At 61.8% G+C, this 25,198-nt stretch carries 26 protein-coding genes and 1 rRNA gene; 13 read left to right on the top strand and 14 right to left on the bottom strand.

The window, feature by feature from the left end:
• Window positions 1-6 precede the first annotated feature (6 nt).
• Complete coding sequence (locus AACQ95_RS12225; protein WP_098981092.1) at window positions 7-1,029, bottom strand: LacI family DNA-binding transcriptional regulator; 1,023 nt, start codon at window positions 1,027-1,029, stop codon at window positions 7-9.
• Window positions 1,030-1,281: 252 nt separating this feature from the next.
• Here AACQ95_RS12225 and AACQ95_RS12220 point away from each other — a divergent pair, with 252 nt between their 5' ends.
• Genes AACQ95_RS12220 through AACQ95_RS12210 form a run of 3 tightly spaced genes read left to right on the top strand, consistent with a single transcriptional unit; the run spans window position 1,282 to window position 3,354 of the window.
• Window positions 1,282-1,725: a PTS sugar transporter subunit IIA gene (locus AACQ95_RS12220; protein ID WP_043139594.1), complete on the top strand. Its 444-nt coding sequence runs from the start codon at window positions 1,282-1,284 to the stop codon at window positions 1,723-1,725.
• Between the two features lie 32 nt (window positions 1,726-1,757).
• Complete coding sequence (locus tag AACQ95_RS12215) at window positions 1,758-2,045, top strand: PTS sugar transporter subunit IIB (protein WP_043139596.1); 288 nt, start codon at window positions 1,758-1,760, stop codon at window positions 2,043-2,045.
• Window positions 2,046-2,097: 52 nt separating this feature from the next.
• Window positions 2,098-3,354, top strand: a complete 1,257-nt coding sequence (locus tag AACQ95_RS12210; protein WP_043555924.1) for a PTS ascorbate transporter subunit IIC — start codon at window positions 2,098-2,100, stop codon at window positions 3,352-3,354.
• Window positions 3,355-3,423: 69 nt separating this feature from the next.
• On the opposite strand, the gene waaA is transcribed toward AACQ95_RS12210, so the two are convergent.
• Window positions 3,424-4,689 carry a lipid IV(A) 3-deoxy-D-manno-octulosonic acid transferase gene (gene waaA, locus AACQ95_RS12205; protein ID WP_241281021.1) on the bottom strand — a complete coding sequence of 422 codons (1,266 nt, stop codon included), beginning with the start codon at window positions 4,687-4,689 and terminating at the stop codon, window positions 3,424-3,426.
• Between the two features lies 1 nt (window position 4,690).
• Window positions 4,691-5,806, bottom strand: coding sequence for a lipopolysaccharide heptosyltransferase II (waaF, locus tag AACQ95_RS12200; RefSeq protein WP_241281020.1), 1,116 nt, complete (start codon window positions 5,804-5,806; stop codon window positions 4,691-4,693).
• Between the two features lie 241 nt (window positions 5,807-6,047).
• On the opposite strand from waaF, the gene AACQ95_RS12195 reads away from it, so the two are divergent.
• Complete coding sequence (locus AACQ95_RS12195; protein ID WP_043139609.1) at window positions 6,048-6,836, top strand: glycosyltransferase family 2 protein; 789 nt, start codon at window positions 6,048-6,050, stop codon at window positions 6,834-6,836.
• 61 nt (window positions 6,837-6,897) lie between these two features.
• Here AACQ95_RS12195 and AACQ95_RS12190 read toward each other — a convergent pair whose 3' ends face one another.
• A complete protein-coding gene (locus AACQ95_RS12190) occupies window positions 6,898-7,941 on the bottom strand; it encodes a glycosyltransferase family 9 protein (protein ID WP_241281018.1) in 1,044 nt (347 codons plus the stop codon).
• Between the two features lie 222 nt (window positions 7,942-8,163).
• Between AACQ95_RS12190 and coaD the strand changes: the two genes are divergently transcribed.
• Window positions 8,164-8,646 carry a pantetheine-phosphate adenylyltransferase gene (gene coaD, locus AACQ95_RS12185; protein ID WP_043555919.1) on the top strand — a complete coding sequence of 161 codons (483 nt, stop codon included), beginning with the start codon at window positions 8,164-8,166 and terminating at the stop codon, window positions 8,644-8,646.
• Between the two features lie 52 nt (window positions 8,647-8,698).
• On the opposite strand, the gene AACQ95_RS12180 is transcribed toward coaD, so the two are convergent.
• The 6 genes from AACQ95_RS12180 to radC form a co-directional block, all read right to left on the bottom strand.
• On the bottom strand, window positions 8,699-9,580 hold the full coding sequence (locus AACQ95_RS12180) for a VirK/YbjX family protein (RefSeq protein WP_043139617.1): 882 nt from the start codon (window positions 9,578-9,580) through the stop codon (window positions 8,699-8,701).
• Between the two features lie 178 nt (window positions 9,581-9,758).
• Window positions 9,759-10,571 (bottom strand): bifunctional DNA-formamidopyrimidine glycosylase/DNA-(apurinic or apyrimidinic site) lyase, encoded by an 813-nt coding sequence (mutM, locus tag AACQ95_RS12175; protein ID WP_241281017.1) that lies wholly within the window; start codon window positions 10,569-10,571, stop codon window positions 9,759-9,761.
• A gap of 24 nt (window positions 10,572-10,595) precedes the next feature.
• Window positions 10,596-11,051 (bottom strand): hypothetical protein, encoded by a 456-nt coding sequence (locus AACQ95_RS12170; protein ID WP_241281015.1) that lies wholly within the window; start codon window positions 11,049-11,051, stop codon window positions 10,596-10,598.
• 90 nt (window positions 11,052-11,141) lie between these two features.
• The gene (gene rpmG / locus AACQ95_RS12165; protein ID WP_005307500.1) at window positions 11,142-11,309 is read right to left on the bottom strand and encodes a 50S ribosomal protein L33; all 168 of its coding nucleotides are present in this window, start codon (window positions 11,307-11,309) and stop codon (window positions 11,142-11,144) included.
• 11 nt (window positions 11,310-11,320) lie between these two features.
• On the bottom strand, window positions 11,321-11,557 hold the full coding sequence (rpmB, locus tag AACQ95_RS12160; RefSeq protein WP_005321271.1) for a 50S ribosomal protein L28: 237 nt from the start codon (window positions 11,555-11,557) through the stop codon (window positions 11,321-11,323).
• Window positions 11,558-11,692: 135 nt separating this feature from the next.
• Window positions 11,693-12,367: a RadC family protein gene (radC, locus tag AACQ95_RS12155; RefSeq protein ID WP_043139626.1), complete on the bottom strand. Its 675-nt coding sequence runs from the start codon at window positions 12,365-12,367 to the stop codon at window positions 11,693-11,695.
• 147 nt (window positions 12,368-12,514) lie between these two features.
• Between radC and coaBC the strand changes: the two genes are divergently transcribed.
• The 4 genes from coaBC (at window position 12,515) to AACQ95_RS12135 (ending at window position 15,988) form a co-directional block, all read left to right on the top strand.
• Window positions 12,515-13,717 carry a bifunctional phosphopantothenoylcysteine decarboxylase/phosphopantothenate--cysteine ligase CoaBC gene (coaBC, locus tag AACQ95_RS12150; RefSeq protein WP_241281014.1) on the top strand — a complete coding sequence of 401 codons (1,203 nt, stop codon included), beginning with the start codon at window positions 12,515-12,517 and terminating at the stop codon, window positions 13,715-13,717.
• Between the two features lie 110 nt (window positions 13,718-13,827).
• Entirely contained in the window at window positions 13,828-14,286 is a 459-nt protein-coding gene (dut, locus tag AACQ95_RS12145) for a dUTP diphosphatase (RefSeq protein ID WP_043139630.1), read from the top strand.
• A gap of 69 nt (window positions 14,287-14,355) precedes the next feature.
• Window positions 14,356-14,952, top strand: a complete 597-nt coding sequence (gene slmA, locus AACQ95_RS12140; protein WP_005321293.1) for a nucleoid occlusion factor SlmA — start codon at window positions 14,356-14,358, stop codon at window positions 14,950-14,952.
• A gap of 199 nt (window positions 14,953-15,151) precedes the next feature.
• The gene (locus AACQ95_RS12135; RefSeq protein WP_042873341.1) at window positions 15,152-15,988 is read left to right on the top strand and encodes a mechanosensitive ion channel domain-containing protein; all 837 of its coding nucleotides are present in this window, start codon (window positions 15,152-15,154) and stop codon (window positions 15,986-15,988) included.
• Window positions 15,989-16,148: 160 nt separating this feature from the next.
• Here AACQ95_RS12135 and AACQ95_RS12130 read toward each other — a convergent pair whose 3' ends face one another.
• A complete protein-coding gene (locus AACQ95_RS12130; protein WP_043139637.1) occupies window positions 16,149-16,337 on the bottom strand; it encodes a hypothetical protein in 189 nt (62 codons plus the stop codon).
• A gap of 432 nt (window positions 16,338-16,769) precedes the next feature.
• Between AACQ95_RS12130 and pgi the strand changes: the two genes are divergently transcribed.
• Window positions 16,770-18,419 carry a glucose-6-phosphate isomerase gene (pgi, locus tag AACQ95_RS12125; RefSeq protein WP_103473006.1) on the top strand — a complete coding sequence of 550 codons (1,650 nt, stop codon included), beginning with the start codon at window positions 16,770-16,772 and terminating at the stop codon, window positions 18,417-18,419.
• 157 nt (window positions 18,420-18,576) lie between these two features.
• Here pgi and ilvC read toward each other — a convergent pair whose 3' ends face one another.
• The gene (gene ilvC, locus AACQ95_RS12120) at window positions 18,577-20,058 is read right to left on the bottom strand and encodes a ketol-acid reductoisomerase (protein WP_103473007.1); all 1,482 of its coding nucleotides are present in this window, start codon (window positions 20,056-20,058) and stop codon (window positions 18,577-18,579) included.
• 185 nt (window positions 20,059-20,243) lie between these two features.
• On the opposite strand from ilvC, the gene ilvY reads away from it, so the two are divergent.
• Window positions 20,244-21,137 (top strand): HTH-type transcriptional activator IlvY, encoded by an 894-nt coding sequence (ilvY, locus tag AACQ95_RS12115; RefSeq protein ID WP_241281013.1) that lies wholly within the window; start codon window positions 20,244-20,246, stop codon window positions 21,135-21,137.
• On the opposite strand, the gene AACQ95_RS12110 is transcribed toward ilvY, so the two are convergent.
• Window positions 21,126-21,998, bottom strand: a complete 873-nt coding sequence (locus tag AACQ95_RS12110; protein WP_241281011.1) for a hypothetical protein — start codon at window positions 21,996-21,998, stop codon at window positions 21,126-21,128. The two genes, ilvY and AACQ95_RS12110, sit on opposite strands and share 12 nt — an antisense overlap.
• Before the next feature lie 170 nt (window positions 21,999-22,168).
• On the opposite strand from AACQ95_RS12110, the gene AACQ95_RS12105 reads away from it, so the two are divergent.
• Window positions 22,169-22,360, top strand: a complete 192-nt coding sequence (locus AACQ95_RS12105) for a hypothetical protein (protein WP_098981107.1) — start codon at window positions 22,169-22,171, stop codon at window positions 22,358-22,360.
• Between the two features lie 72 nt (window positions 22,361-22,432).
• Window positions 22,433-25,006, top strand: a complete 2,574-nt coding sequence (locus AACQ95_RS12100) for a bifunctional acetate--CoA ligase family protein/GNAT family N-acetyltransferase (protein WP_241281010.1) — start codon at window positions 22,433-22,435, stop codon at window positions 25,004-25,006.
• A gap of 89 nt (window positions 25,007-25,095) precedes the next feature.
• Here AACQ95_RS12100 and rrf read toward each other — a convergent pair.
• Window positions 25,096-25,198, bottom strand: a 5S ribosomal RNA gene (gene rrf, locus AACQ95_RS12095); the annotation flags it as partial.

Below are 25,198 nucleotides of genomic sequence, written 5' to 3'. Positions count from 1 at the left end.
ACGGGATCAGCTGCTTTGACGCTTCTGCAGTTGAAAATCCAGGGTCAGGGCCGTGCCCATGACGGGGTCGCCAGCCAGCTGGCGCAAGATAAGCTCGGCCGCCTCCTGCCCCATTTGGCGATAGGGGATCCGGACCGAGGTGAGCGCCGGATAGCAGGCGCGCGCCACGTCCAGATCGTCGAAGCCGGCGATGGCGAGCTTGCCAGGCACGCTCAGGTGGCGACGCTGACATTCGAACAGCACCCCCGCCGCCAGCTCGTCGTTGACGCACACCAGCGCATCCAGCTCGGGCCAGCGCAGCAAAAACTCCCCCAGCATGGCCGCGCCCGTGCTGAAACTCGGCAGCTCAGAGGTGTTGATGATGGCATCGGGGGAGAGGTAGTTGTCCAGCAGCGCCTTCTGCCAGCCCTGCATGCGCTGTTGCAGCATCCACTGCTCCTGACGGGCGCAGAGAAAACCTATGTTGCGGTAGCCGCGCTCTATGAGGTGACGGGTCAACTGATAGCCGGCATCGAAGTTGGAGACGCCGACATTCATATCGATGGGCTGGCGCGCCATGGCCCCCACCTCCACCACCGGCAGGCGGGCCGCCTGCAGCCGGGTGCGAATGGTCTCGCCGGGATCGCCGCCAAACAGCACCACGGCAGCCGGGTTGTGCTGCAAGAAGCTGGTCAGCAGGCTCTCCTCCTGCAGCTTCAGATGCTGGGCATCCCCCAGCATTATCTGGTAGCCCTCATCGAGCAGGGTCTGCTGCAGCCCGGCGATCATGTCGCCGCAACCGCGCTCGGTCAGGCTGGGCACTATCACCACTATGGTCTGGGAGGTGGCGGAGGCGAGCGCACCCGCGGCCCGGTTGGGAATGTAGCCGAGTTCATCCACGGCGGCGTCGATGCGTTCGCGCATCTTGTCTGACACCAGCTCGGGGGTGCGCAGAGCACGGGACACCGTCATGGCCCCCACTCCGGCCAGCTGGGCCACATCGTTGAGGGTCACCCGACCCGTGCTACGGCGCTTCTTCGCTTCTGACATCCCTTCCCTTCCTCGACATACGGGTGCTCACTTTAAGGCAAAAGTGCGGCACTGACTATTTGCTCAAGCCGGATTTTACCCCCTTTGAGCGAGTGACGGGGCAAGATGAATCCCTCCCATGATAGAAATAATAGCGCTATCACAGTTCGATGTTAGCGCTATCTGGTAGCGCTAACTTTCGAGATCGCGCTCACAGTTATCGCGGGACAAGATCGCTAGATTGGCGCCATCTCATCCAGCCGGATCATTGCCATGCTGACTCAATTGCTGACCGAAGAGGTCATTTCCATCGAAGCGGGTGCCCGCGACTGGCGTCATGCCATCGAGCTCGCCACCGCCCCCCTGCTGGCCAACGGCACCATAGAGCCCTCCTATGTGGCGGCGCTGTTTCGCTCACACGAGGAGCTCGGCCCCTACTACGTGCTGGGCCCGGGCCTGGCCATGCCCCACGCCCGCCCGGAAGACGGGGTCAACCGCCTCGGCCTGGGGCTGACAGTGCTGAAAACCGGGGTCAACTTCGGCTCCGAGGGCAATGACCCGGTCCGGCTGCTGGTAACCCTTGCCGCCAGCGACAGCAACTCCCACGTGGAGACAATCGCCCAGCTGGCCGAGCTGTTCATGAACGAAGAGGACGTGGCGGCCATCATGGCGGCCGACACCAAAAACGACATTTTGCGCATCCTGGCGCGTTACTGAGCGGCGCCCTGCGCCCGACAGAGGAAGAGACGATGAAAATTCTGGTTGTATGCGGACACGGCCTGGGCACCAGCCTGATGATGGAGATGAGCATCAAGAGCATCCTCAAGGAGCTGAATGTAACCGCCGAGGTGGATCACAGGGATCTCGCCTCCGCCGGCAGTGAAACCGCCGAGATGTTTGTGGCCACCCGCGACATCGCCGAGCAGCTCGTCAGCATGGGAGTCAACGGCCGCCTGGTGTCGCTGGACAACATGGTCGACAAGGCCGCCATGAAAGAGAAGCTATCCATCGCCCTGCGCGAACTGGGCGCACTCTAAGGATCCACCATGCGGCCTGCGGGCCGCCTCTTCCATCTGCTTGGAGCTGACCATGGAATTTTTCAATTTTCTGATGTTTGACGTGCTGTCGGAGCCGGCCGTGCTGGTCGGCCTGATCGCGCTGATTGGCTTGATTGCCCAGAAGAAACCCGTGACCGAGTGCATCAAGGGCACGGTCAAGACCATCATGGGCTTCGTCATCCTGGGGGCCGGTGCCACCCTGGTGGTGAACTCGCTCGGCGATTTTGCCACCATCTTCCAGCACGCCTTCGGCATCAAGGGGGTGGTGCCCAACAACGAGGCCATCGTCTCCATCGCCCAGCAGTCGTTCGGCAAGGAGATGGCGATGATCATGTTCTTCGCCATGCTGGTGAACATACTGATCGCCCGCCTCACCCCCTGGAAATTCATCTTCCTGACCGGTCACCACACCCTCTTCATGTCCATGATGGTGGCGGCCATCCTCTCCGCCGGCGGCATGAGCGGCATACCGCTGATCGCGGTCGGCAGCCTGGTGGTCGGCGTCACCATGGTGCTGTTCCCGGCCCTCGCCCACCCCTACATGAAGCAGATCACCGGCTCAGACGAGGTGGCGCTCGGCCACTTCTCCACCATCTCCTACGTGCTGGCCGGCTGGATCGGCGCCAAGTTCGGCAACAAGGCCCACAGCAGTGAAGAGGTGCAGGTGCCCAAGAGCCTGCTGTTCCTGCGCGATACCCCAGTAGCCATCTCCTTCACCATGGGCATCATCTTCCTCATCACCTCCGCCTTCGCCGGCCCCGAGTTCGTCGCCAGCGTCGCCAAGGGCAAGCACTGGTTCATGTTCTCCCTGATGCAGTCCATCACCTTCGCCGCCGGCGTCTACGTGATCCTGCAGGGGGTGCGCATGGTCATCGCCGAGATAGTACCGGCCTTCAAGGGGATCTCCGACAAGCTGGTACCGAACGCCAAGCCGGCGCTCGACTGCCCCATCGTCTTCCCCTACGCCCCCAACGCTGTGCTGATCGGCTTCCTGTCGAGCTTCACCGCCGGTCTGGCTGGCATGGTGCTGCTCTACCTGCTGGGGCTCACCGTCATCATCCCGGGCGTGGTGCCGCACTTCTTCGTCGGCGCGGCGGCCGGGGTGTTCGGCAACGCTACCGGCGGTCGTCGCGGTGCCCTGCTTGGCGCCTTCGCCAACGGCCTGCTGATCACCTTCCTGCCGGTGTTCCTGTTGCCGGTGCTGGGGGATCTCGGCTTTGCCAACACCACCTTCAGCGATGCCGACTTCGGCGTGGTAGGCATACTGCTTGGCCTGATAGTGCGCTGACCAAGAGCCCCACGACAAACAAAAACGGAGCGCCATGCGCTCCGTTTTTTTATGTCCATCCGCCCGGATTCAGTCGTTTTCCAGGCTGGCGAGGCAGTGGGACAGGGTGCGTGCCAGCGCCCCCTGATTGCGCAGCACCACGGCGCGCGCCTGTTCGCCCATCTGACGGCGCTCGCCCCCATCGGCCAGCAGCTCGCTCACCTTCTCCCCCAGCGCGGCGGCATCGGCCACCAGAGCGGCACCACCCTGAGCCACCAGCTGGCGGGTGATGTCGCTGAAGTTGAAGTAGGCAGGGCCGGTCAGGCAGGGCTTGCCCAGCACCGCCGGCTCCAGCAGGTTGTGGCCGCCCACCCTCACCAGACTGCCGCCGACGAAGGCCAGATCGGCCGCCGCCAGCATCAGCGGCAGCTCGCCCATGGTATCGCCGAGATAGACCTTGTCCGTCTCGCGGATCGGGGCGTCGCCGGTACGGCGCGCACAGCCATAAGGCGCGCACAACTCGGCCACCCGATCGAACCGTTCGGGGTGGCGCGGCACCAGGATCAGCAGGGCCTGCGGGTGGCTGTGCAGCACCCGGTCAAACGCCGCCAATACCTGCTCGTCCTCCCCCTGATGGGTGCTGGCGGCGATCCAGACAGGCCTGTCCTGTCCCAGCTGCTGGCGCAGGGCACGGCCTCTGGCCTGCACCTCGTCCCCCAGCTGGATGTCGAACTTGATGGAACCGGTCACCGCCAGCCGCTCGCGGCCTATGCCAAGTCGATGGAACCGGTCGGCGTCGTCCTGATGCTGGCAGAGCAGATGGGTCAGCGGCCGGCTCAAGGCGTCGAACGCCCCCTGGAAGCGGGCATAGCGCTGGCAGGATCGCTCCGAGAGGCGGGCATTGATGATGGTCACCGGCAGGTGGCGCGTCTCGCAGGCCGCCAGCCAGTTCGGCCACAGCTCTGTCTCCATCACCCAGAGGGCGCGCGGCTTGATGCGCTTGAGGAAGGCGGCCACCGCCCAGGGGTAGTCTAGCGGCGCGTAGCGATGCACCACCAGATCGCCCAGCTTGGCCGCCTGTTCGGCGCCGGTGCGGGTGGTGGTGGTGAGCAGGATCGGCAGGTCCGGCCGCTCGGCCTTGAGGGCGCGAATGAAGGGGCTGATGGCCAGCGTCTCGCCGACACTCACCGCATGGATCCAGAGCGGCGCCTCCTGCCCGCTGGCGGGCGTCCGTCCCAGATGCTCGGCCCAGCGCGCACCGAAGCCGGGCTTGCCCTTCTTCGGCTTGTAGAGCGCCAGCAGCGCCAGCGGCAAGCCCAGGTGGATCAGCAGGTTGTAGAGCAGCCGATAGCCCATGCTATTTTGGCTCCGTTCGCTTGCCCGGGTCGGAGACGAAGCGCGGTGGCTCGCCCACTTGCAGCGCGATCGGCTGAGCCGGCGACTCGCCGCACTCCAGCCGCCTGCCCGCCTCTATCACCTGCTCCGGCATCAGCTCGATCAGGCACTTGAGGTGACCGAACTTGCAGGTGCGCTTGAAGCAGGGGCGGCACTCTATGTCGGTGTGGACGATCTCGACCCTGTCCGCCAGCGGCGGCGTGTAGAGCGGCGAAGTGGAGCCATAGACCCCGATCAGCGGCCGGTTGAGGGCGGCGGCTATGTGCATCAGGCCGGAATCGTTGGAGATGACCCGCCCGGCCAGCGCCATCAGGTCGATCGCCTCATACAGGCTGGTCTTGCCCGCCAGTACGTGGCAATTGGGGCGCGACAGGGGATTGATCCGGTCGCGAATGGTGTTGGCCACGGGCACATCCTTGCCGGAGCCGAAGATCCACACCTGCCAGCCCTCATCCAGGTGCTTCTGCGCCACCACGGCGTAGTGCCCTTCCGGCCAGCGCTTGGCCGGGCCGAACTCGGCCCCCGGGCAGAGCACCAGCACGGGGCGGGCGCGATCCAGACCGAGCCGGTCCAGCGCCTTGCCCTGATTGATGAGATCGACATTGAGCGATGGATGGGGAATGACGGGAATGTCGGCCCGGCTCTTCATCTGCGCCTTGGGATAGGCCAGCGCCAGGTAGGCTTCCACCATCAGCGGAAAGGCTGACTTGTTGCTGCGCATGTCGTTGAGCAGGCCGAAGCGGTGCTCCCCCTTCCAGCCGGTACGTACCGGGATCCTGGCAAACCAGGGGATCAGCGCCGACTTCATGGAGTTGGGCTGTATGATGGCCTGATCGTACTTCTCCGCCGCCAGCTGCTTGCCGAGCCGACGACGGGCGCTCAGCTTGAAGTCGCCGTGGCCAAGCGGCATGGGGATGGCTTTGTCCACCTCCGGCATCCGCTCCAGCAGGGCACCACACCAGGCGGGCGCCATCACATGCAGCTCGCTGTCGGGGTGATTGGCCTTGATCGCCTTGTAGAGGCTCTGGGACATCACCATGTCGCCGACCCAGGAGGGGCCGATCACCAATATCTTCATCTCACGCGTCTCTTGGGGCCAAGCCCTGCGGTTAATCGTTGCTGGCCGAGATTATGCCCCAAGAATGGCCCGAGAAATAACAGAAGATCCCCGTACCATCCGCTCTCATGCCAAAAAAGAAGCCATTTGCAACTGACGCGCCATAGGCGCCGGAACCATGCCCCGCCTGCCGTTTTAGGCTAGAATGGGCGCCAATTCGAGCATGGCCCGCCAGCCGGGCGCCAACAAGAGCCCTTAATCCGTGAAAAAACCGACCCTGGCGGCCGTCCTGATCGTCAAGAATGAAGCCGAAAACCTGAGAGCCTGCCTCGCCTCCCTCGATGGCCTGGTGGACGAGATCGTCATCATGGACTCAGGCAGCCAGGACGAAACCCCTGCCATCGCCGCCGAATTCGGCGCCCGCTTCTTCGTCAACCCGGTATGGCCGGGCTTCGGTCGCCAGCGCCGCCTCGCCCAGTCTCATGTCCAGTCAGAGTGGGTGCTGTGGCTGGATGCCGACGAGCGGCTCACTCCCGAGCTGAAAGCGGCCATCGCCACCGTCATGGCCAACCCGGCCAGCGATACCATCTACTCGATCCCGCGCCTCTCCTGGGTGTTTGGCCGCTTCATCCGTCACAGCGGCTGGTATCCGGATCGGGTGCTGCGCCTCTACCCCAAAGCGCTCACCAGCTACAACGAGGTGCTGGTGCACGAGAAGGTAGAGGTGCGTGCCAACATGAAGATCGTCAATATCCATGGCGACCTGCTCCACTTCACCTATCGGGATCTGGAGCACTATCTGGTGAAGTCCGCCGGCTATGCCAGGGCCTGGGCCGATCAGCGCACCGCCCGTGGCAAGAAGGGTTCCCTCAGCCAGGGGCTGGTGCATGCGCTGGGCTGCTTCCTCAAGATGTACCTGCTCAAGGCGGGCTTCCTCGATGGCAAGCAGGGACTCCTGCTAGCCATACTGTCGGCCCACTCCACCTTCGTGAAGTACGCCGACCTCTGGATCCGCCAGCAGCCGCAGGCGCCGGATCAGACCGGCCACTAATTGCGTAACCGCTCAAACCAGCATGACGAAACAGGGCCCGAAAGGGCCCTGTTTGTAGCTATCAGCTCTCGACCCGCCAGAAAGGTGGAGCCCAGCGGGCGATCGCCGCCGCCATTGTCTTGGGATCGAGCTGGCTCATGTCTTCCGGGTGATCGCTGTCTTCCGGCGGGCTGAACGCCAGGTGGCGCCCCTCGCTGTTGAGCGGACGCCAGCGCAGCGGGGTGGCCGAGCGGTGCGCCGGGAAGAAGCCTATGGTGGGCACGTCCAGCGCCGCGGCTATGTGCAGCGGCCCCGTGCTGCCCGCCACGAACAGGGCGGCATTGGCCATCACCTGGCAGAACTTGGGCAGCCCTTCGTCGGAGCGGTAGATCCAGCCGTTGCCGCCGTGGGCCAGCAGCTCGGCCGCCAGCTGTTCGGCGATCTTCTCCTCCCCCGGCCCCGCCGTCAGTATGCACTGCAACTCAGGGCAGGCCTGATTGAGCTTGATGATGAGGCGGGCGTACTGCTCGATGGAGAGGTTGTTGGCCGAGCCGCCGCTGCCGGCATGCACCATCAGCCAGGGGCGGCTGGCATCCAGCTTCAAGCGGGTGGCAACCTGCTCGCGCACCTGCTGCAGGCTCTGGGGATCGAAGCTGAGGTAAGGCGCCTGTGGCGTGACCACGCTCACCTGCTGGTCGGCGAGGAAGCGGCGCACCAGATCCAGGTTGTATTCGTACTCCGGCTTCTGGGAGCGGGAGCGACGCTGGATCAGCCGCTGGTTGTAGAGCACCTGGGCCAGCTTGGTGGCAGGGGCCAGCCGGTAAGGGATGTGCGCCTTCCACACCAGCATGGCATTGCGAGAGTTGGAGAAGAGGCAGATGGAGGCATCGAAGGCGGCCGCCTTGATGCGCGCCTGCAAGGCACGTTGCTGTTCCTTGTCGGCCCGTGAACCCGGATCCAGGATGATCTCGTCGATCCAGGGACAGAGGCGGGCCAACGGCGCCGTATAGGCAGGAACCAGGGCAGTCACATGACACTCCATGGAGCGCTTGAGCATGGCAAAGCTCGGCCAGGCCAGCATGAAGTCACCAATCTTGTCATTGCGTACTACCAGAATACGTTTCATAAAAAATCCCTTTGCTCCCTGTCACCAATGCAAGGAGGCTTGATGCGCGGTGCGGGTATTCTTGCCTGATGCAGGGCTATTCTCAAGCGAAGACGCCAGGCGACAGCGATTTGAACGACCAAACTTAGCGCCTCGCCCCGGCACTCACCCCATCCCGGTCGCGACAAAACGCCAACAGACCCTATAATGCGACCAAATTCCCAGGTTGCAGGAATCAACAACATGACCAACAAGGTAATTTATCCCGGCACCTTCGACCCCATCACCAATGGCCACACCGACCTCATTGGCCGGGCCGCCAGACTGTTTGATGAAGTGGTGGTCGGCGTCGCCAACAGCCCGAGCAAGCGCCCGCTGTTCGATCTGGCAGAACGCGTCCTGCTTGCCCAGCAAGTGACCGCCCACCTGCCCAACGTCAAGGTGGTGGGCTTCTCCGGCCTGCTGGTGGATTTCGCCAAAGAGCAGCAGGCCAACGTGCTGATCCGCGGCCTGCGCGCCGTCTCCGACTTCGAGTACGAGTTCCAGCTGGCCAACATGAACCGCCGCCTGATGCCGGAGCTGGAGAGCGTCTTCCTCACCCCGGCGGAGGAGAACTCCTTCATCTCCTCGACCCTGGTGAAAGAGGTCGCCCTGCACGGTGGCGATATCCGCCAGTTTGTCGACCCGATCGTCGCCAAGGCGATTGCCGCCAAGCAAGGCAAGTGATCAAAAACAGGCTACCCTCGGGTAGCCTGTTTGCCACTGCAGCCTGCGCATCTCAACCTGCCAGACGCGGGCCCAGCTGTTGCTGACTCGCCAGGGTCAGCTGGTCAAGCCACTCGTAGCGGCGCCGGTACATGGCCCGCTTCTTGGAAGCTATCTCCTCCAGCGGTTTGCGCTGGGCAGGCTGCAACCGTACGAAGTTGTCATCCAGATCGATGGCGCCAAACTCCTGCCACAGCTCGTCATAATCCGCCTGCAGACAGGCTTTCTTCTTCTTGCTGTAGCGCCTGGCCTGATAGATGTGGGCCTTCATCCGTACCGCCGAGATATGCTCGGCCTCCATCGCCTCGGCCAGCTGCATCACCAGCATCACCACCAGCGACTTGGGTCTCAGACCGTGGCCCTCCTTGGTCAGCGCACGCACCTTGTCCTGCGCTTGCTCGATGCAGGGCTCCGGGCCCTGTACCGAGCCGATCACCACGGCCAGCCGCTTGGGTGTACCGGCCAGCGAGAAGGCACAGCTGTAAAGCCGCTTGCCCTGCGGGTCGACGATGGAGAGGGCCAGTTCGGCCTCGCGGCGGAAGGTACCGTCGTGACGCAATATGATGCGGCAGCCGCTCTCGGGATAGCGGCCGAGCTCGATGCCATCGCCCAGATAGAGCGGGTCGATCAGATCCGGGTAGCGGGCCAGCATCAGCCGGTAGTGGTTCTCCAGCATCTCGGCCCGCTCGGTCGCGGTGGAGCCGGCAAAGCGGTAGGGCCGCATCGGCTTGTCGAGCAGCTCGGGATAGTGGGCAGGCAGGGCCTTGAGGGGTTCGGCCTGAAACAGCTCGAATACCCGGCTCAGCTGCTGCCGATAGAGCAGGCTGCGCAGCACGAACTTGGCGCGATTGAAGGTCTTGCGGGCGCTGTCATCGGGATAGAGGAAACGGGCCATTTTTTGGGCACAATAGTGCCCCTGCCGGGATAAATGATCCCAGTCTATTGATTTAGCTGTCATTTTATTTTCTCAAACTGCCTGAACGGTCGAGATACTAGTGACGGGCGCGCAAATATTCAACAGACTGGAAATACTCTCTTACAACTTGGCCGTTTTTGGCCAAAATAACGGCCATTCAGCGCTGGCAGTGGGAGCAAAACACTGTGGTTCTCTGTCCCAGCCGGATTTCACTGAGCAGGGTGTGACAATGAAAACAGGGCTGACCACCCCGCCCATAGACCTGCAACTGCTGCACGAAATAGCCAGGTTTGCCATCGGCGCTGGTGAAATCCTTGAGGGTGGTGCCCCCCTGTTTGATGGCCTCGGCCAGTACCCGCTTGATCTCGGCTACCAGGGTTGCCAGTCGCTCGGCGCTGATGTTGCCCGCCGCCCGCTTGGGATGAATGCCGGCGGCATAGAGCGCCTCGTTGGCGTAGATGTTGCCCACCCCGACCACCACATGATTGTCCATCAGGAAGGTCTTGATGGGGGTGCTGCGCCCCTTGGCGCGCCCCTGCAGGTAATCGGCGCTGAAGGCGTCGGTGAGCGGCTCCGGCCCCAGTTTGGCCAGTAGCGCATGGGCCTCGGCCGGTTCACGGGTCCACAGCAGAGCGCCGAAGCGGCGCGGATCGTTGAGCCGCAGCAGCTTGCCGTTGGCGAGCTCTATATCCACGTGGTCGTGTTTCTCGGCCGGGGTGCCGATATTCAGCACCCGCAGGCTGCCGGACATGCCCAGATGCAGGATGGCGGTGCCGAAGTCGGTCTCCAGCAGCAGGTACTTGGCGCGGCGGCTGACCCTGTGGATGACGAGATCCACCAGCTCCTGGATTTCGCCCGGCACCGGCCAGCGCAGCCGGCCATCCCGCACCACGACGCGAGTGACCTTGATGCCGGTGAGCCAGGGAGTGATACCCTGGCGGCTGACTTCGACTTCCGGTAATTCAGGCATGGGGTCCTCTCGCTCGAAAATGGATTAGGGGGTGGGACGCAGCAGGCTGCGGTACTGCTCCTGACTCAGGCTGAGCCAGGTCGAAGGGGGCAGCAGGGCGGCAAACTTGCCGCTGTCCTGATAGAGCCCCACTTCAATCGGATCGCTCTGACCGGCGACCCAGATCTTGAGGGTGACCGGCGTGCCCCGCACGGCGCTACCCGGTGGCAACAACCACCCCTGCCAGCCTTCGATGTGAGCGGCCAGCTGGACACTGCTGAGCCCCAGATCCGGCCCGCTGCGCCAGCCCTGACCGATGCGCTCGATCTGCCAGCTCGGTCCCTGCCAGGTGAGCACGACGGCGCTGTCCGGCAACAGGGGACGGGCGCGCTGGGCGCTGTTCTCCTGCTGGGCTATCTCCAGCCGGTGCAGCAGGGTGATCACCGCCAGCACGGCCACTATGATCACGTTATTCCAGCCTTTGCGGCTCAATCTGAACATGGCAAGCCTCCCTTCGAACCGGCAGTGTACTGAATTCCAGCCATAAAAAAACCCGGCACAAGGCCGGGTTTTTGAGACAAATTCAAGTGATTACTTGATTTTGCCTTCTTTGTAGATCACATGCTGACGAACAACGGGATCAAACTTTTTGATCTCCATTTTTTCGGGCATGGTGCGCTTGTTCTTGGTAGTGGTATAGAAGTGACCAGTACCGGCGCTGGAGTTCAGACGAATTTTCTCGCGAATACCTTTAGCCATGATCTAATTCCTTATACCTTAACACCGCTGGCGCGCAGTTCAGCCAGAACCACTTCAACGCCACGCTTGTCGATGATACGCATGCCTTTTGCGGATACGCGCAGACTTACGAAGCGTTTTTCACCCTCAACCCAAAAACGGTGAGTGTGCAGGTTCGGCAGGAAACGACGCTTGGTAGCGTTGTTAGCGTGCGAACGGTTGTTACCAACTGCCGGGCGCTTGCCGGTTACTTGGCATACTCTAGACATGTCAGTCTCTCCAAATCTTACTTCATTGCTCGAGCAAATATCTGCCCCGCTGGCCTTCGATTGCGGGGCAAACAGAAGGCGGCATTTTATACAGCATCCGTGATCAAAGATCAACTAATACAGTGCCAGAGCCAGTTACAACCAACCACGCTCTGCAAAAGAAACCGTGATGCCATCACCGATCACCAAGTGATCCAGCACTCTGATATCGATCAGGGCCAAGGCGGCCAAGATCCGATCCGTGATCTGGCGGTCGGCCCGACTGGGCTCGGCCACGCCGGACGGGTGATTATGCGCCAGAATCACGGCGGCTGCATTATGTTTGAGCGCGATCTGCACGATTTCTCTGGGCCAGACGCTCGCCGAGTCGAGGGTTCCGTAAAAAAGTTCAACGAATTGAATCACTCTGTGCTGGTTGTCCAGGAGCAACAAGGCGAACACTTCTCGCGGCCGATCCCGCAACTGGGCCTGCAGATAATCCCGGGTCAACTGGGGCGAGGTGAGGGCATCGCCCCGCTGCAACTGCTCGGCCAGATGACGCTTGCCCATCTCCAGCACCGCCTGCAACTGGGCGTATTTGGCCGGCCCCAGCCCATGAGCATCACAGAAGGCCGACTGCTCGGCGCCGAGCAGTGCTCGCAAGGATCCGAACTGCTGCAACAGCTGGCGCGAGAGATCCACCGCGCTCAGCCCGTTGACACCGGTGCGCAGGAAGATGGCCAGCAACTCGGCATCGGACAAGGCGCCGGGCCCCTGGCGCAACAGCTTCTCTCGGGGACGCTCATCCTCTGGCCACTCCTTGATGCTCATTTGTCTCTCCCTCATGCCTATTGAGAGAAAACATAGCAAAAAATCGCGGGAGCCCGACCACAAGTCCCCCATGTCAGCCTCTGTCGTCATCCCTTGCCTGTGGTATCTTAGCCGACCAGTCAGAGTGAGCCGGAAGAGAAGCAGCAGATGAGATTGGCCGATAAACGCATCCTGTTGGGTGTCAGTGGCGGGATCGCCGCCTACAAGAGTGCCGAACTGGTACGCCGCCTGAAAGATCAGGGAGCCGAGGTGCGGGTGGTGATGACCCGCTCCGCCAAGGAGTTCATCACCCCGCTGACCCTGCAGGCCGTCTCCGGCCATCCGGTGGCAGACAGCCTGCTGGATCCCGCCGCCGAGGCGGGCATGGGCCACATCGAACTGGCCAAGTGGGCGGATCTGGTGCTGATCGCCCCGGCCAGCGCCAATCTGATGGCCCGCATGGCCGCCGGCATGGCCGACGAACTGCTGACTACCCTCTGTCTGGCGACACCGGCACCGGTGGCACTGGCCCCGGCCATGAACCAGCAGATGTATCTCAACGCCGCCACCCAGGCCAACCTCAAGACACTGGCCGGTCGCGGCATCCTGCTGTGGGGGCCGGATTCAGGCAGCCAGGCCTGCGGCGACGTGGGCCCGGGCCGGATGCTGGATCCCCTCGAACTGGTTGAGCGCTGCTGCCAGCAACTGGCCGCCGAGCCGCTGCTGGCTGGCGTCAGACTGCTGCTCACCGCAGGGCCGACCCGCGAGCCGCTGGATCCGGTGCGCTACATCAGCAACCACAGCTCCGGCAAGATGGGTTACGCCATCGCCCGCGCCGCCCGTGAGGCGGGTGCCGAGGTGACGCTGGTGAGCGGCCCGGTCGCCCTGCCGACACCGGGTGGGGTAGTACGAGTCGATGTGGAGAGCGCAGAGCAGATGCATCAGGCGGTGATGAGCCGGGTGGCCGACTGCGATCTCTTCATTGGCTGCGCCGCCGTGGCCGACTATAGGCCCGAGCAGGTCGCCAACCAGAAGATCAAGAAGACCGGCGACAACGACCAGATGGTGGTGAAGCTGGTCAAGAATCCCGACATCATAGCCGCCGTGGGAGCGCTGTCAGACAAGCCCTTCACCGTCGGATTTGCCGCCGAAACCGTGGATGTGGAACAATACGCCCTCGACAAACTGCAGCGTAAGCGGCTGGACATGATCGCCGCCAACGACGTGTCCCGCGCGGGCCAGGGCTTCAACGCCGATGACAATGCCCTGACCGTGTTCTGGCAAGGGGGTCAAGCCCCTCTGCCGCTGGCCGATAAGCTGACGCTGGCCCGTCACCTCATCGCCCTGATTGCGCGTCACTACCGGGGCTAACACCCGGCCCGTCTGCCGGCACGCCCGGCAGGCGAACGATTCACGACGACACAGACTGCACTGGCCATGCTGGACGTCCACACAAGCACTCATTGAAAAACGAACTATCCATGACAACACAAATTGAATTGAAGATTCTGGATGCCCGCATCGGCACCGACTACCCGCTGCCCGCCTATGCCACACCGGGCTCTGCCGGCATGGATCTGCGCGCCCTGCTGGATGCGCCCATCACGCTGGCACCGGGCGATACCACCCTGGTACCGACCGGTCTGGCCATCCACATCCAGGATCCCGGCCTGTGCGCCACCATTCTGCCCCGCTCCGGCCTCGGCCATAAGCACGGCATAGTGCTGGGCAACCTGGTGGGCCTCATCGATTCCGATTACCAGGGCCAGCTGATGGTCTCGGTCTGGAACCGTGGCAACGACAGCTTCACCATGCAGCCCGGCGAACGCATCGCCCAGCTGGTGATCATGCCGGTGGTTCAGGCCAGCTTCCAACTGGTCGATGAGTTCAATCAGAGTGAACGGGGTGAAGGCGGTTTTGGTTCTTCTGGTCGCCAATAACAGACCACACGGGCCCTTGGGCCTGTGCCTAATAATAGAATCAAGCCATTGTTTTTTTTAGGGGAATCCATGGCAAGCAGTAATCAGAAACAGAGTCGGCGCGATCAGATCCTGCAAGCACTCGCCCATATGCTGGAGACCAGTCCTGGCCAGCGTATCACCACGGCACGTCTGGCGGCCGAGGTGGGTGTCTCTGAGGCAGCCCTCTATCGACATTTTCCCAGCAAGGCGCGGATGTTCGAGGGGCTGATCGACTTTATCGAGGATTCCCTGCTGTCACGGGTCAACCTGATCATGGCGGAAGAGAAGGACACCATGGCCCGCTGCCATCACATCCTTCAGCTGCTGCTGGTGTTCGCCGAGCGCAACCCCGGCATCACCCGCATCCTCAACGGCGACGCCCTGCTGGGCGAACACGATCGGCTGCGGGATCGCATCAGCATTCTGTTCGACAAGCTGGAGACCCAGATCAAGCAGGTACTGCGGGAAAAGCGGCTGCGGGAAGGCCAGGGCTTCCAGCTCGACGAAACCATGCTGGCCAATCTGCTGCTGGCCTATACCGAGGGACGGATAAGCCAGTTTGTCCGCTCCGAGTTCAAACTCAAGCCCACCGCCGGCTTCGAGGATCAATGGCTGTTCATCCGCAGCCAGCTGCTGCAAAGCTGACCACTCAGCCCAGCGGCTATTCAGCCGCAATCATCAGCAACAATGCTGGTCCAGACGGGTTGGAGCAAACAGGGAGGCCTTGGCCTCCCTTGTTTTTTGTGGCAAAAAAGAGGGGATGAGCACCAGATGCGACCCGGATTGTCGCATTCCAGTGTTAGATTCATGCGTCATAAACCTTTACTGCCTGACAGGACATCCTATGGAACCCGAAATCATTACCGAAGCGCAGACCTGGCTGGTCAATAACCAGGGCCTGCTGATCGAGTATGCCGTCAACATCGCGGCCTCCCTGATCACCCTGCTGATCGGTTACATCGCCGCCAACCTCCTCAGCAGCGCAGTGGTCAAGGTAATGCAGGCCCGCAAGCTGGACATCACAGTCACCCATTTCGTCGGCAGCATCCTCAAGTACACCATTTTGGTGTTCGTGGTGATCGCCGCCCTGGGCCGGGTCGGGGTACAGACCGCCTCCTTCGTCGCCATCATAGGTGCCGCCGGTCTGGCCATTGGTCTGGCGCTGCAAGGCTCGCTCTCCAACTTCGCCGCCGGCTTCCTGCTGATCATCTTCCGCCCCATCAAGGCGGGCGAGTTCATCGAAGTGGCGGGCACTGCGGGTGTGGTGCAATCCGTTCAGCTGTTTACCACCACCCTCACCTCGGGTGACAACAAGATGGTGGTGGTACCCAACTCCGCCATCCTCAACGGCACCATAGTCAACTACTCGCGCATGGATACCCGTCGCGTCGACATGACCTTCGGCATCGGCTACGGCTCGGACCTGCGCAAGGCCAAACAGATCCTGGAGCGCCTGGTGAATGAAGAGCCGCGCATCCTGAAGGATCCGGCCGCTACTATCGCCGTCGCCGCCTTGGCCGACTCCTCGGTCAATATAGTGGTACGCCCCTGGGTCAAGACCGCCGATTACTGGGGTGTCTGGTTCGACTTTCACGAGAAGGTGAAGCTGACGTTTGACGCCGAAGGCGTCGAGATCCCCTTCCCGCAGATGGTCATGCACATGCAAAAACCCCAGGCCTGAACCCGGACCTGACTGCCACCATGCCAGCCTTAGTGCTGGCATGGTCGTTTCTGGGCCTCATGTGCGCGCCACAGACATAAAAAATCCGGCCACCGGGGCCGGAATTCGCTCAGCTGTCATCCTGGATCGGCACGCCCATCCATACAGGCGGTGGAGCCCCTTACCCCAGCCGACGCGCGACCCGGTTGAGCAACGGCTGCACCAGCACATAGCCCCCCAGGACGGCACCGATCACGGCCAGCACCCGTATCTCCAGGGTTGGCGCCGCACTGGTCAGCACCATGGTCAACAGGCCGATGAGGCCGGTGGCGATCAGGCTCAGGGCAAACAGGGATAAAACGTGTTTCATATCGATCTCCTCATTCCAGACAGTGGCCATCCCTGGGAGATCTCGTCCATTCGGCTCATATGCTAGCCAAGGCCTCACCCCGACAACTTGCGCTTGCTCATAAAATGAGCCGAAAAGCGACTGTCAGATACCCCTTTGGCTGTAACACGAACTTGCCAGGCAGCAAGCCACGGCCAGCCATAGATGAAAGCCCTTTCAACCCGCGCAAGCCGGGTGAAGTATGAGCAAACTCAAGATCCCCTGACCATGAGTGACTCATAATCGCAGCGTTTTGGTTGTAAACTCCTTCGATGGCAGACAATTGGTAAAGCTCTGTTACACGGGCCACGCAATGAGCCCGGTATAATGGGCCCGATAGAGTGCTCGAATAATAAGGTTTGGCGGGAGCCTTGCCTGCAAGGTTCAAACACAACTTGGAAGATCGGTAATCCTATGAAAAATATCAATCCAACCCAGACCCAGGCCTGGCAGGCGCTGGAAGCCCATTTTGCAGCTAACAAAGAGACTCGACTCAAGGATCTGTTCGCGCAGGACCCGAAGCGCTTCGACAAGTTCTCCCTCACCTTTGGCGGCGACATTCTGGTCGACTACTCCAAGAACCTGATCACCGAGGAAACCCTCAAGTTGCTGGTTGATCTGGCCAAAGAGACCGATCTTCGCAGCGCGATCGATGCCATGTTCAACGGTGACAAGATCAACATGACCGAGGGTCGCTCCGTACTGCACGTGGCCCTGCGCAACCGCTCCGACCGTCCCATCGAGTGCGATGGCAAGGACGTGATGCCGGAAGTGAACGCCGTGCTGGCCAAGATGAAGGGCTTCTGCGAGAAGATCATTTCCGGCGAGTGGAAAGGCTACACCGGCAAGGCGATCCAGCACGTGGTCAACATAGGTATCGGTGGCTCGGATCTCGGCCCTGTGATGATCACAGAGGCGCTGCGCCCCTACAAAAACCACCTGCAGATGCACTTCGTCTCCAACGTCGATGGCACCCACATCGCCGAAACCCTGAAGAAGATCGATCCGGAAACCACCCTGTTCCTGGTGGCCTCCAAGACCTTCACCACTCAGGAGACCATGACCAACGCCCTGACCGCCCGCGACTGGTTCATCAAGATCGCCGGTGACAAGGCCCATGTTGCCAAGCACTTCGCTGCACTCTCCACCAATGGCAAGGCCGTGGCCGAGTTCGGCATCGACACCAACAACATGTTCGAGTTCTGGGACTGGGTTGGCGGCCGCTACTCCTCCTGGTCTGCCATCGGCATGCCCATCGCCCTGTCCGTCGGTTTCGAGCACTTCGAAGCCCTGCTGCAAGGCGCCTTCGAGATGGACATGCACTTCGCCACTGCCTCCTATGAGCAGAACGTGCCTGTGCTGCTGGCGCTGATCGGCCTGTGGTACAACAACTTCCACGGTGCCGAGTCCGAAGCCATTCTGCCGTACGATCAGTACATGCACCGCTTCCCTGCCTATTTCCAGCAGGGCAACATGGAATCCAACGGCAAGCAGGTGGATCGCAACGGCAAGCCGGTTGACTACCAGACTGGCCCCATCATCTGGGGTGAGCCGGGCACCAACGGCCAGCACGCCTTCTACCAGCTGATCCACCAGGGCACCAAGCTGATCCCCTGTGACTTCCTGGCGCCGGCCATCAGCCACAACCCGATCGGCGATCACCATCCGAAACTGCTGGCCAACTTCTTCGCCCAGACCGAGGCACTGGCCTTCGGCAAGAGCAAAGAACAGGTCGAAGCCGAGTTCCTGGCTGCCGGCAAAACCCTGGAGCAGGTCAAGGATCTGGTGCCGTTCAAGGTGTTCGAAGGCAACCGCCCGACCAACAGCATACTGTTCAAGAGCCTGACCCCGAAGACGCTGGGTTCCCTGATCGCCATGTACGAGCACAAGATCTTCGTGCAGGGCGCCATCCTGAACATCTTCAGCTTCGATCAGTGGGGCGTGGAACTGGGCAAACAGCTGGCCAACAAGATACTGCCGGAGCTCAACACGGACGCGGCTGTCACCAGCCACGACGGCTCCACCAATGGCCTTATCAACACCTGGAAAGCCTGGAAAGCCTGATTTATCCGGTCTTTCTGAATGCAAAAGCCCCGCTCGATGAGCGGGGCTTTTTTATGGCGGGTCGGGCTGGTTTTTCTGGCTGACCGTTCGGGTGTCCAGTCCGACCGGCGACGGGGATCGTCATCCCCGCCCCTTCATCATCCTGCTCGATGCAGGCTTAACCGCCAACGGCGATACGCTTCATGTCTTTCATGTAACCGCGCAGTACCTGACCGATCGCTTCGATGGGGTGGTTGCGAGTCGCCTCGTTGGCCGCCAGCAGCGCCAGGTTGTCAACGCTCTGCCCTTCCGCCTTGCTGGCACCCAGATCACCCGCTTTCAGGGTCGGCATGAAGTGCTCACGCAGCAAGGGCACGGCGGCGTTGGCGAACAGGTAGTTGCCGTACTCGGCGGTGTCGGAGATGACCACGTTCATCTCGTACAGACGCTTGCGAGCGACTGTGTTGGCGATCAGCGGCAGCTCGTGCAGGGATTCGTAGTAGGCAGACTCCTCGTAGATACCGGAAGCCACCATGGTCTCGAACGCCAGCTCGACACCCGCCTTGACCATGGCCACCATCACAACGCCATTGTCGAAATACTCCTGCTCGGCAATCTTGCCCGCGAACGCCGGCGCGTTTTCGAAGGCGGACTTGCCGGTCTCTTCGCGCCAACCGAACAGCTTGGCATCGTCTTCGGCCCAGTCGGCCATCATGCCGCGGGAGAACTCACCGGCGATGATGTCATCCATGTGCTTCTCGAACAGCGGGCGCATCAGGGTGCGCAGTTGCTCGGAGAGCTCGAAGGCGCGCAGCTTGGCCGGGTTGGAGAGCCTGTCCATCATCAGGCTGATGCCACCCTGCTTCAGGGCTTCGGTGATGGTCTCCCAACCGAACTGGATCAGCTTGCCGGCGTAGGCCGGGTCTGTCCCTTCGGCAACCAGCTTGTCGTAGCAGAGCAGGGAACCGGCCTGCAGCATGCCGCAGAGGATGGTCTGCTCGCCCATTAGGTCAGATTTCACTTCCGCCACGAAGGAGGATTCCAGTACGCCGGCACGGTCGCCACCGGTGGCAGAAGCCCACGCCTTGGCGATGGCCATGCCTTCACCCTTGGGATCGTTCTCCGGGTGGACGGCGAGCAGGGTCGGCACGCCGAAGCCGCGCTTGTACTCTTCACGCACCTCGGTACCCGGGCACTTGGGCGCGACCATGACGACCGTGATGTCGGCGCGGATCTGCTGACCCTCTTCCACCACGTTGAAGCCGTGGGAGTAGCCCAGGGCGGCGCCCTGTTTCATCAGCGGCATCACGGTTTTCACCACGTCGGAGTGCTGCTTGTCCGGGGTCAGGTTCAGCACCAGATCGGCGCTCGGGATCAGCTCTTCATAGGTGCCGACCGCGAAGCCGTTGTCGGTGGCCTTCTGCCAGGAGGCACGCTTCTCGGTGATGGCGGCCTTGCGCAGGGCATAGGAGATATCCAGCCCGGAGTCGCGCATGTTCAGACCCTGGTTCAGACCCTGGGCACCACAGCCCACAATCACCACCTTCTTGCCCTTCAGCACGTCGCAACCGTCGGCGAATTCCGCCCGCTGCATGAAACGACACTTGCCCAGCTGGGCCAACTGCTGACGCAGGTTCAAGGTGTTGAAATAGTTAGCCATGGTGATTGCTCCGTTAGATTGATTCCATGCCGGATGACGGCGTTGTCTGAACCACTATAGCGCGGGACACTTATTGCCTGAACTGATATATTCGAAACAGTATGTTGCAAGAATTGAAAGATGATTCTTGGCAATCTCACCCTGTGTCATCCCAGATCGGCAAGCGCCGCGGCAGGAATTGAAAGATGGACCTTCGCAATCTCGAGCTGTTTCTCCACCTCGCCGACTCACTCCACTTCGGCAAGAGCGCCGATGCCATGGCGGTCAGCCCCTCCACCCTGAGCCGTGCCATCCAGCGACTGGAGCAGGAGACCGGCTGCGTGCTGTTCGATCGGGACAACCGCTCGGTGCGATTAACCCCCGCTGGCGAGAAGCTGCGGGAGTTCGGCGGCGGCCTGTTGCAGGAGTGGCGTCAGCTCAAGCAGGAGCTCAAACGCAGCGACGAACCGCTGCAAGGGCGGCTGCGGGTGTTCTGCTCGGTCACCGCCAGCTACTTTCTGCTGCCCGAGGTGCTGGAGCGCTTTCGTCGCCGCTATCCCCAGCTGGAGATCAAGCTGGAGACCGGCGACCCGGCGCTGGCGGTGGACAAGATCCTGGCGGACGAGGCCGATCTCGCCATCGCCGCGCGGCCGGATGCGCTCTCGTCCAAGCTGGAGTTTGCCAGCCTGCAACAGGTGCCGTTGGTGTTTATCGCCCCACGCAGCCCGCCTCAACCCAACCAGTGGTTCTTGCAGGGAGAGCCTGACTGGGAGCGGCTGCCGCTGATCCTCTCCGAGCAGGGTCTGGCGCGAAAACGCTGTGACCAGTGGTTTCGCAACAAGGGCATAGCCCCCAACATCTATGCCGAGGTGGCGGGCAACGAGGGCATAGTCGCCATGGTGGCGCTCGGTTTTGGCGTCGGGCTGGTACCTGCCGCCGTGATCGACCACAGCCCCATGGGGGAGAAGGTGCGCATCGTCGAGCCTAAGCCCGCCCTCAAGCCGTTCGATGTCGGCATCGCCGTACTCAAGAAGCGGCTGGAAGAGCCGCTGATCCGCGCCTTCTGGGATACGGCGCGCGGCCAGGGATCACTGCGCTGACGGGCTGACCGCGACCGGTGCATAGATGAGGCTCGGGTCGGCCATCATGGCGCGGCTGCTGGCGGGCAGATCCGGATTATCCAACTCCAGCATGGCCCGCTCATCCAGCTTCAACCGACGGATGGTACTGCCGAACCCCTCCTCAAAGACCCGATCAAAGGCACCCGACTGGCGCGCCCGCTGCAATCCCAGCTCGATACGTTGTGCCAGCTCGGGATATTTGGGCGAGACAAAAAACAGCAGTGCCAGCGGATAACGGAATACCAGATGAGGCTCTATGGCCAAATCCGGATGTGACTTGAGCTCATCTTCTATTTCGATGACGGAGCGCAGGAAGCAGTCGAAACGCTGCTTGCGCAGCATGTTGAACAGGGCCTCATACAGGCTGCCGACCACGACCCTGAGACCGTTCGTCTTGAGTAGGCGGGTATCGGGCCAGGATCTGTGCTGGCCTATGGTGAGCCCGGAGTGATGCCAGTCAGCCAAGGAGTGGATCCTGGCAAACCGCCCCTCATCCCCCTGCCGGATGAGGCAGACCCGCCAGCCCAGCAACCCCTTCGCCAGCGGAATATGGATAGGAAGCAGGGTGCGTTCCCGCTCCTCATCGGGCGCGAATACCCCGATCTGCACCAGCTCGCCACCCTGCAACTCCTTGACGGCTCGTCCCTGCTCCATCGGCGGGCTGGCACTCAGGCGGTAGGGACCGTATTCGGGCACGGTCAGATCGAGCGACAGCCGCAGCAAGCCTGCCACGGCCGGATTGGGATGATCCAGCAGCAGGTTCCAGGCCCGAATGTGCGACTCGGCAGCCAGAGCACTCCCCGCAAAGAGTGTGATGCACCACAGCCAGACTCTGATCATGTACCTCGCCCCTCAGCGTTTCATGCACTCACTATAATGCGTGCGGGCCCGGTACTGAGCCCGGCCCCGCAGATGTGTGAGCCGCTTCGTGTCAAATCTGACAATGGTCATAACGAGATGGCAGTCACAGACTAGACTCTACGTTCAGCCTGAATGGAAGGAGCCTCGCCATGATGCGTCATCTGATCGAAATCAACAGCTCACAGCTGTTTGAAGAGTACCTGCAGAGTCTGGGCGTACCACAGACCCCGCTGGATCGGGAGCAGGATATCTATCTGCAGGAACGCCATCTGGCGGCGGTGCGCCAGATCCAGGGCAAGATGAAGTTTTATCTGCGAGTCAGCGCCCTCACCAAACAGTGATCCGCAACCGGTCACAGAACAGGCAGTCAAAGCGTATTAAACTGGCACCATCCGCCACCCACGGGAGTGCCCATGAAACCAAGCGGCCTGGATCGGCTCTTCAAACCCCAGTCAATCGCCGTCATCGGTGCCTCGACCAACCCGCAGAAAGCGGGTCATGTGGTGATCAGGCACCTGCTCGCGGGCCAGTTCAAGGGCCCCATACTGCCGGTCAGCCCGCACAACAAGGCCATCGCCGGCGTACTGGCCTATCCCGATATCAGCAGCCTGCCGCTCTCCCCCGACCTCGCCATCATATGTACCAAACGCGAACGGGTACTGCCACTCATCGAAGAGTTGGGCAAGAAAGGCGCCGGAGCTGCCATCATACTGGCTGCCGACTTCTCCATGCAGGAGAGATCGCAGCTCCAACAGCTGAGCCGCCAATACGACATTCGCCTGCTCGGCCCCAACAGCATGGGCATGCTGTTGCCGGGTCAGGGCATCAACGCCAGCTTTTCCCCCATCGCAGCCAAACCTGGCCAGGTGGCTTTTCTCTCCCAGTCAGCCGCCGTCAGCACCACCATCCTGGATTGGGCCAAGCAACATGAGCTGGGTTTCTCCGCCTTCATCTCCCTCGGCGATCACTGTGACATCGACTTCGGCCAGTTGCTGGATCAGCTCTCCCGCGATGGCACCACTCGCGCCATCCTGCTCTACATGGACAAGCTGCACGACGCCCGCCACTTCCTCTCGGCAGCACGGGCAGCCTCACGCAACAAGCCCATCCTGGTGCTCAAGAGCGGCCGCCACGATCCGGCCAATGGCCTCGACAACGTCTACGATGCCGCCATTCGGCGGGCAGGCATGCTGCGGGTGCGAGATACCCACGAGCTGTTTGCCGCGGTCGAGACCCTGAGCCACTCCCTGACCCTCAAGGGGGAAAGATTGGCCATCATCTCCAATGGCCGTGGACTGGCCAACATGGCGGTCGACGTGCTGCTGGAGCGGGGCGGCAAACTGGCCATGCCACCGCGGGACATCGGCAGTGATGCCGATATTGCCGCCTATCGGCAGGCGCTGGAGACCTTGCTGCAAGGGGATGAAGCCGACGCCATCCTGCTCATTCACGCCCCCTCCCTCACGGCGCGCGGAGCCGAGCTGGCCCGCAGCCTGATCGACTACGTCAAACAACATCCCAGGGCCAGGCGCTTCAATATCCTGACCAACTGGGCCGGAGAATACTCGGCGCAAGAGGGCCGCCGTCTGTTCAGCGAGGCAGGATTTCCGACCTATCGTACTCCGGAGAGCGCCGTCGCCGCCTTCATGCACATGGTGGAATACCGCCGCAACCAGAAGCAGCTGATGGAGACCCCTGCCTCCCTGCAGGGGGACAAGCTCAACGCCGAACTCTGCCAACAACTTATCCGCCAAGCGCTGGAGCGCAAACAGCTCACACTCGATACCCACCTGGTGCACCCCATACTGCAGGCCGCCGGGCTCTCTACTTTGCCGACCTGGATCGTCTCCGATGCCATCGAGGCCACTCTGACCGCAGAGCAGATCGGCTATCCGATCGCGGTCAAACTGCGCTCACCGGATATTGCCCACAAGTCTTCGGTGCACGGCGTCATGCTGAACCTGCGTACCTCGGCCGAAGTCGCCCAGGCAGCGGATGCCATTCTCGACAGGGTGAGGCAACACGACCCGGGAGCACGGATCGAGGGGTTGCTGGTACAACGGATGGCGCGCCGCAGCGGCGGGCTGGAGCTGAGGATCCGCCTGCAACAGGATCCTGTCTTCGGTCCCGTCATCCTTCTCGGCGAATCGGGGGCCGAGCCGCAAGAGATGGTGGCCGCACTCCCGCCGTTGAACCAGGCGCTGGCACGCTACCAGATCATAGGAGCCCTCAAGAGTCGCAAGATCCGCGAGCAGGCCACCCCCGAAAAACTCGATATCGATGCTCTCGGTCAGGTGCTGTGCCAGCTGTCGGAGCTGCTGCTGGCCTTCCCCGAGATCCAGGAGCTGGACCTGCATCCGCTGCAGGCATGCGGGGCCGAGATGGTCATCCTGGATGCCAGCCTGACGCTGATGCCTGTGGTGCAGGGACGCAATACACTGGCCATACGCCCCTATCCCACCGAACTGGAAGAGGGGGCCTGGCTCAAGGATCAGAGTCATGTTCTGCTGCGCCCGATCCGGCCGGAGGATGAACCTGCCCACAAGCAGTTTGTACTCAAGGTATCGGATGAAGACAGGTACAAGCGCTTCTTCGCCGACGTAGGGGAGCTGGGTCATGAAGAGCTGGCCCGCATGACCCAGATTGACTACGACCGGGAGATGGCCTTCGTTGCCGTCGGGCAGGACGGGGCCTTCAGCCAGCAGATCCTCGGGGTGGTGAGGGCCATTTCCAACCCGGACCTGTCCGATGCGGAGTTTGCCATTCTGGTACGTTCCGACCTGAAAGGACTCGGGCTCGGCAAGCTGATGATGGAGAAGATAGTGCGCTACGCCAGAGAGCGGGGCATTGGCCAGCTATCGGGCATGACCATGCCCAGCAATCGCGGCATGATCAATCTGGCCAAGCGGCTTGGCTTCAAGATCGACATCCAGCTGGAAGATGGGGTGGTCAACATGGAGCTACCCTGTGCCAATCAGGGCCAATGAAGAAGAGGATCAGCTGTTTATCGCTTATAAATGGCTGATTTCAGGCAATAAAAAAGCCCGCTCAAATGAGCGGGCTTTCAATGTTGGGTGCCTGGCAGTGTCCTACTCTCGCATGGCGAATGCCACACTACCATCGGCGCTACCGCGTTTCACTTCTGAGTTCGGCATGGGATCAGGTGGTTCCACGGCGCT

Source organism: Aeromonas sp. MR19 (genome assembly GCF_963899305.1).
GTDB lineage: Bacteria > Pseudomonadota > Gammaproteobacteria > Enterobacterales > Aeromonadaceae > Aeromonas > Aeromonas bestiarum.
Note: the sequence above shows the minus strand (reverse complement) of the source record. Positions and strands in the feature narration are given on the sequence as shown.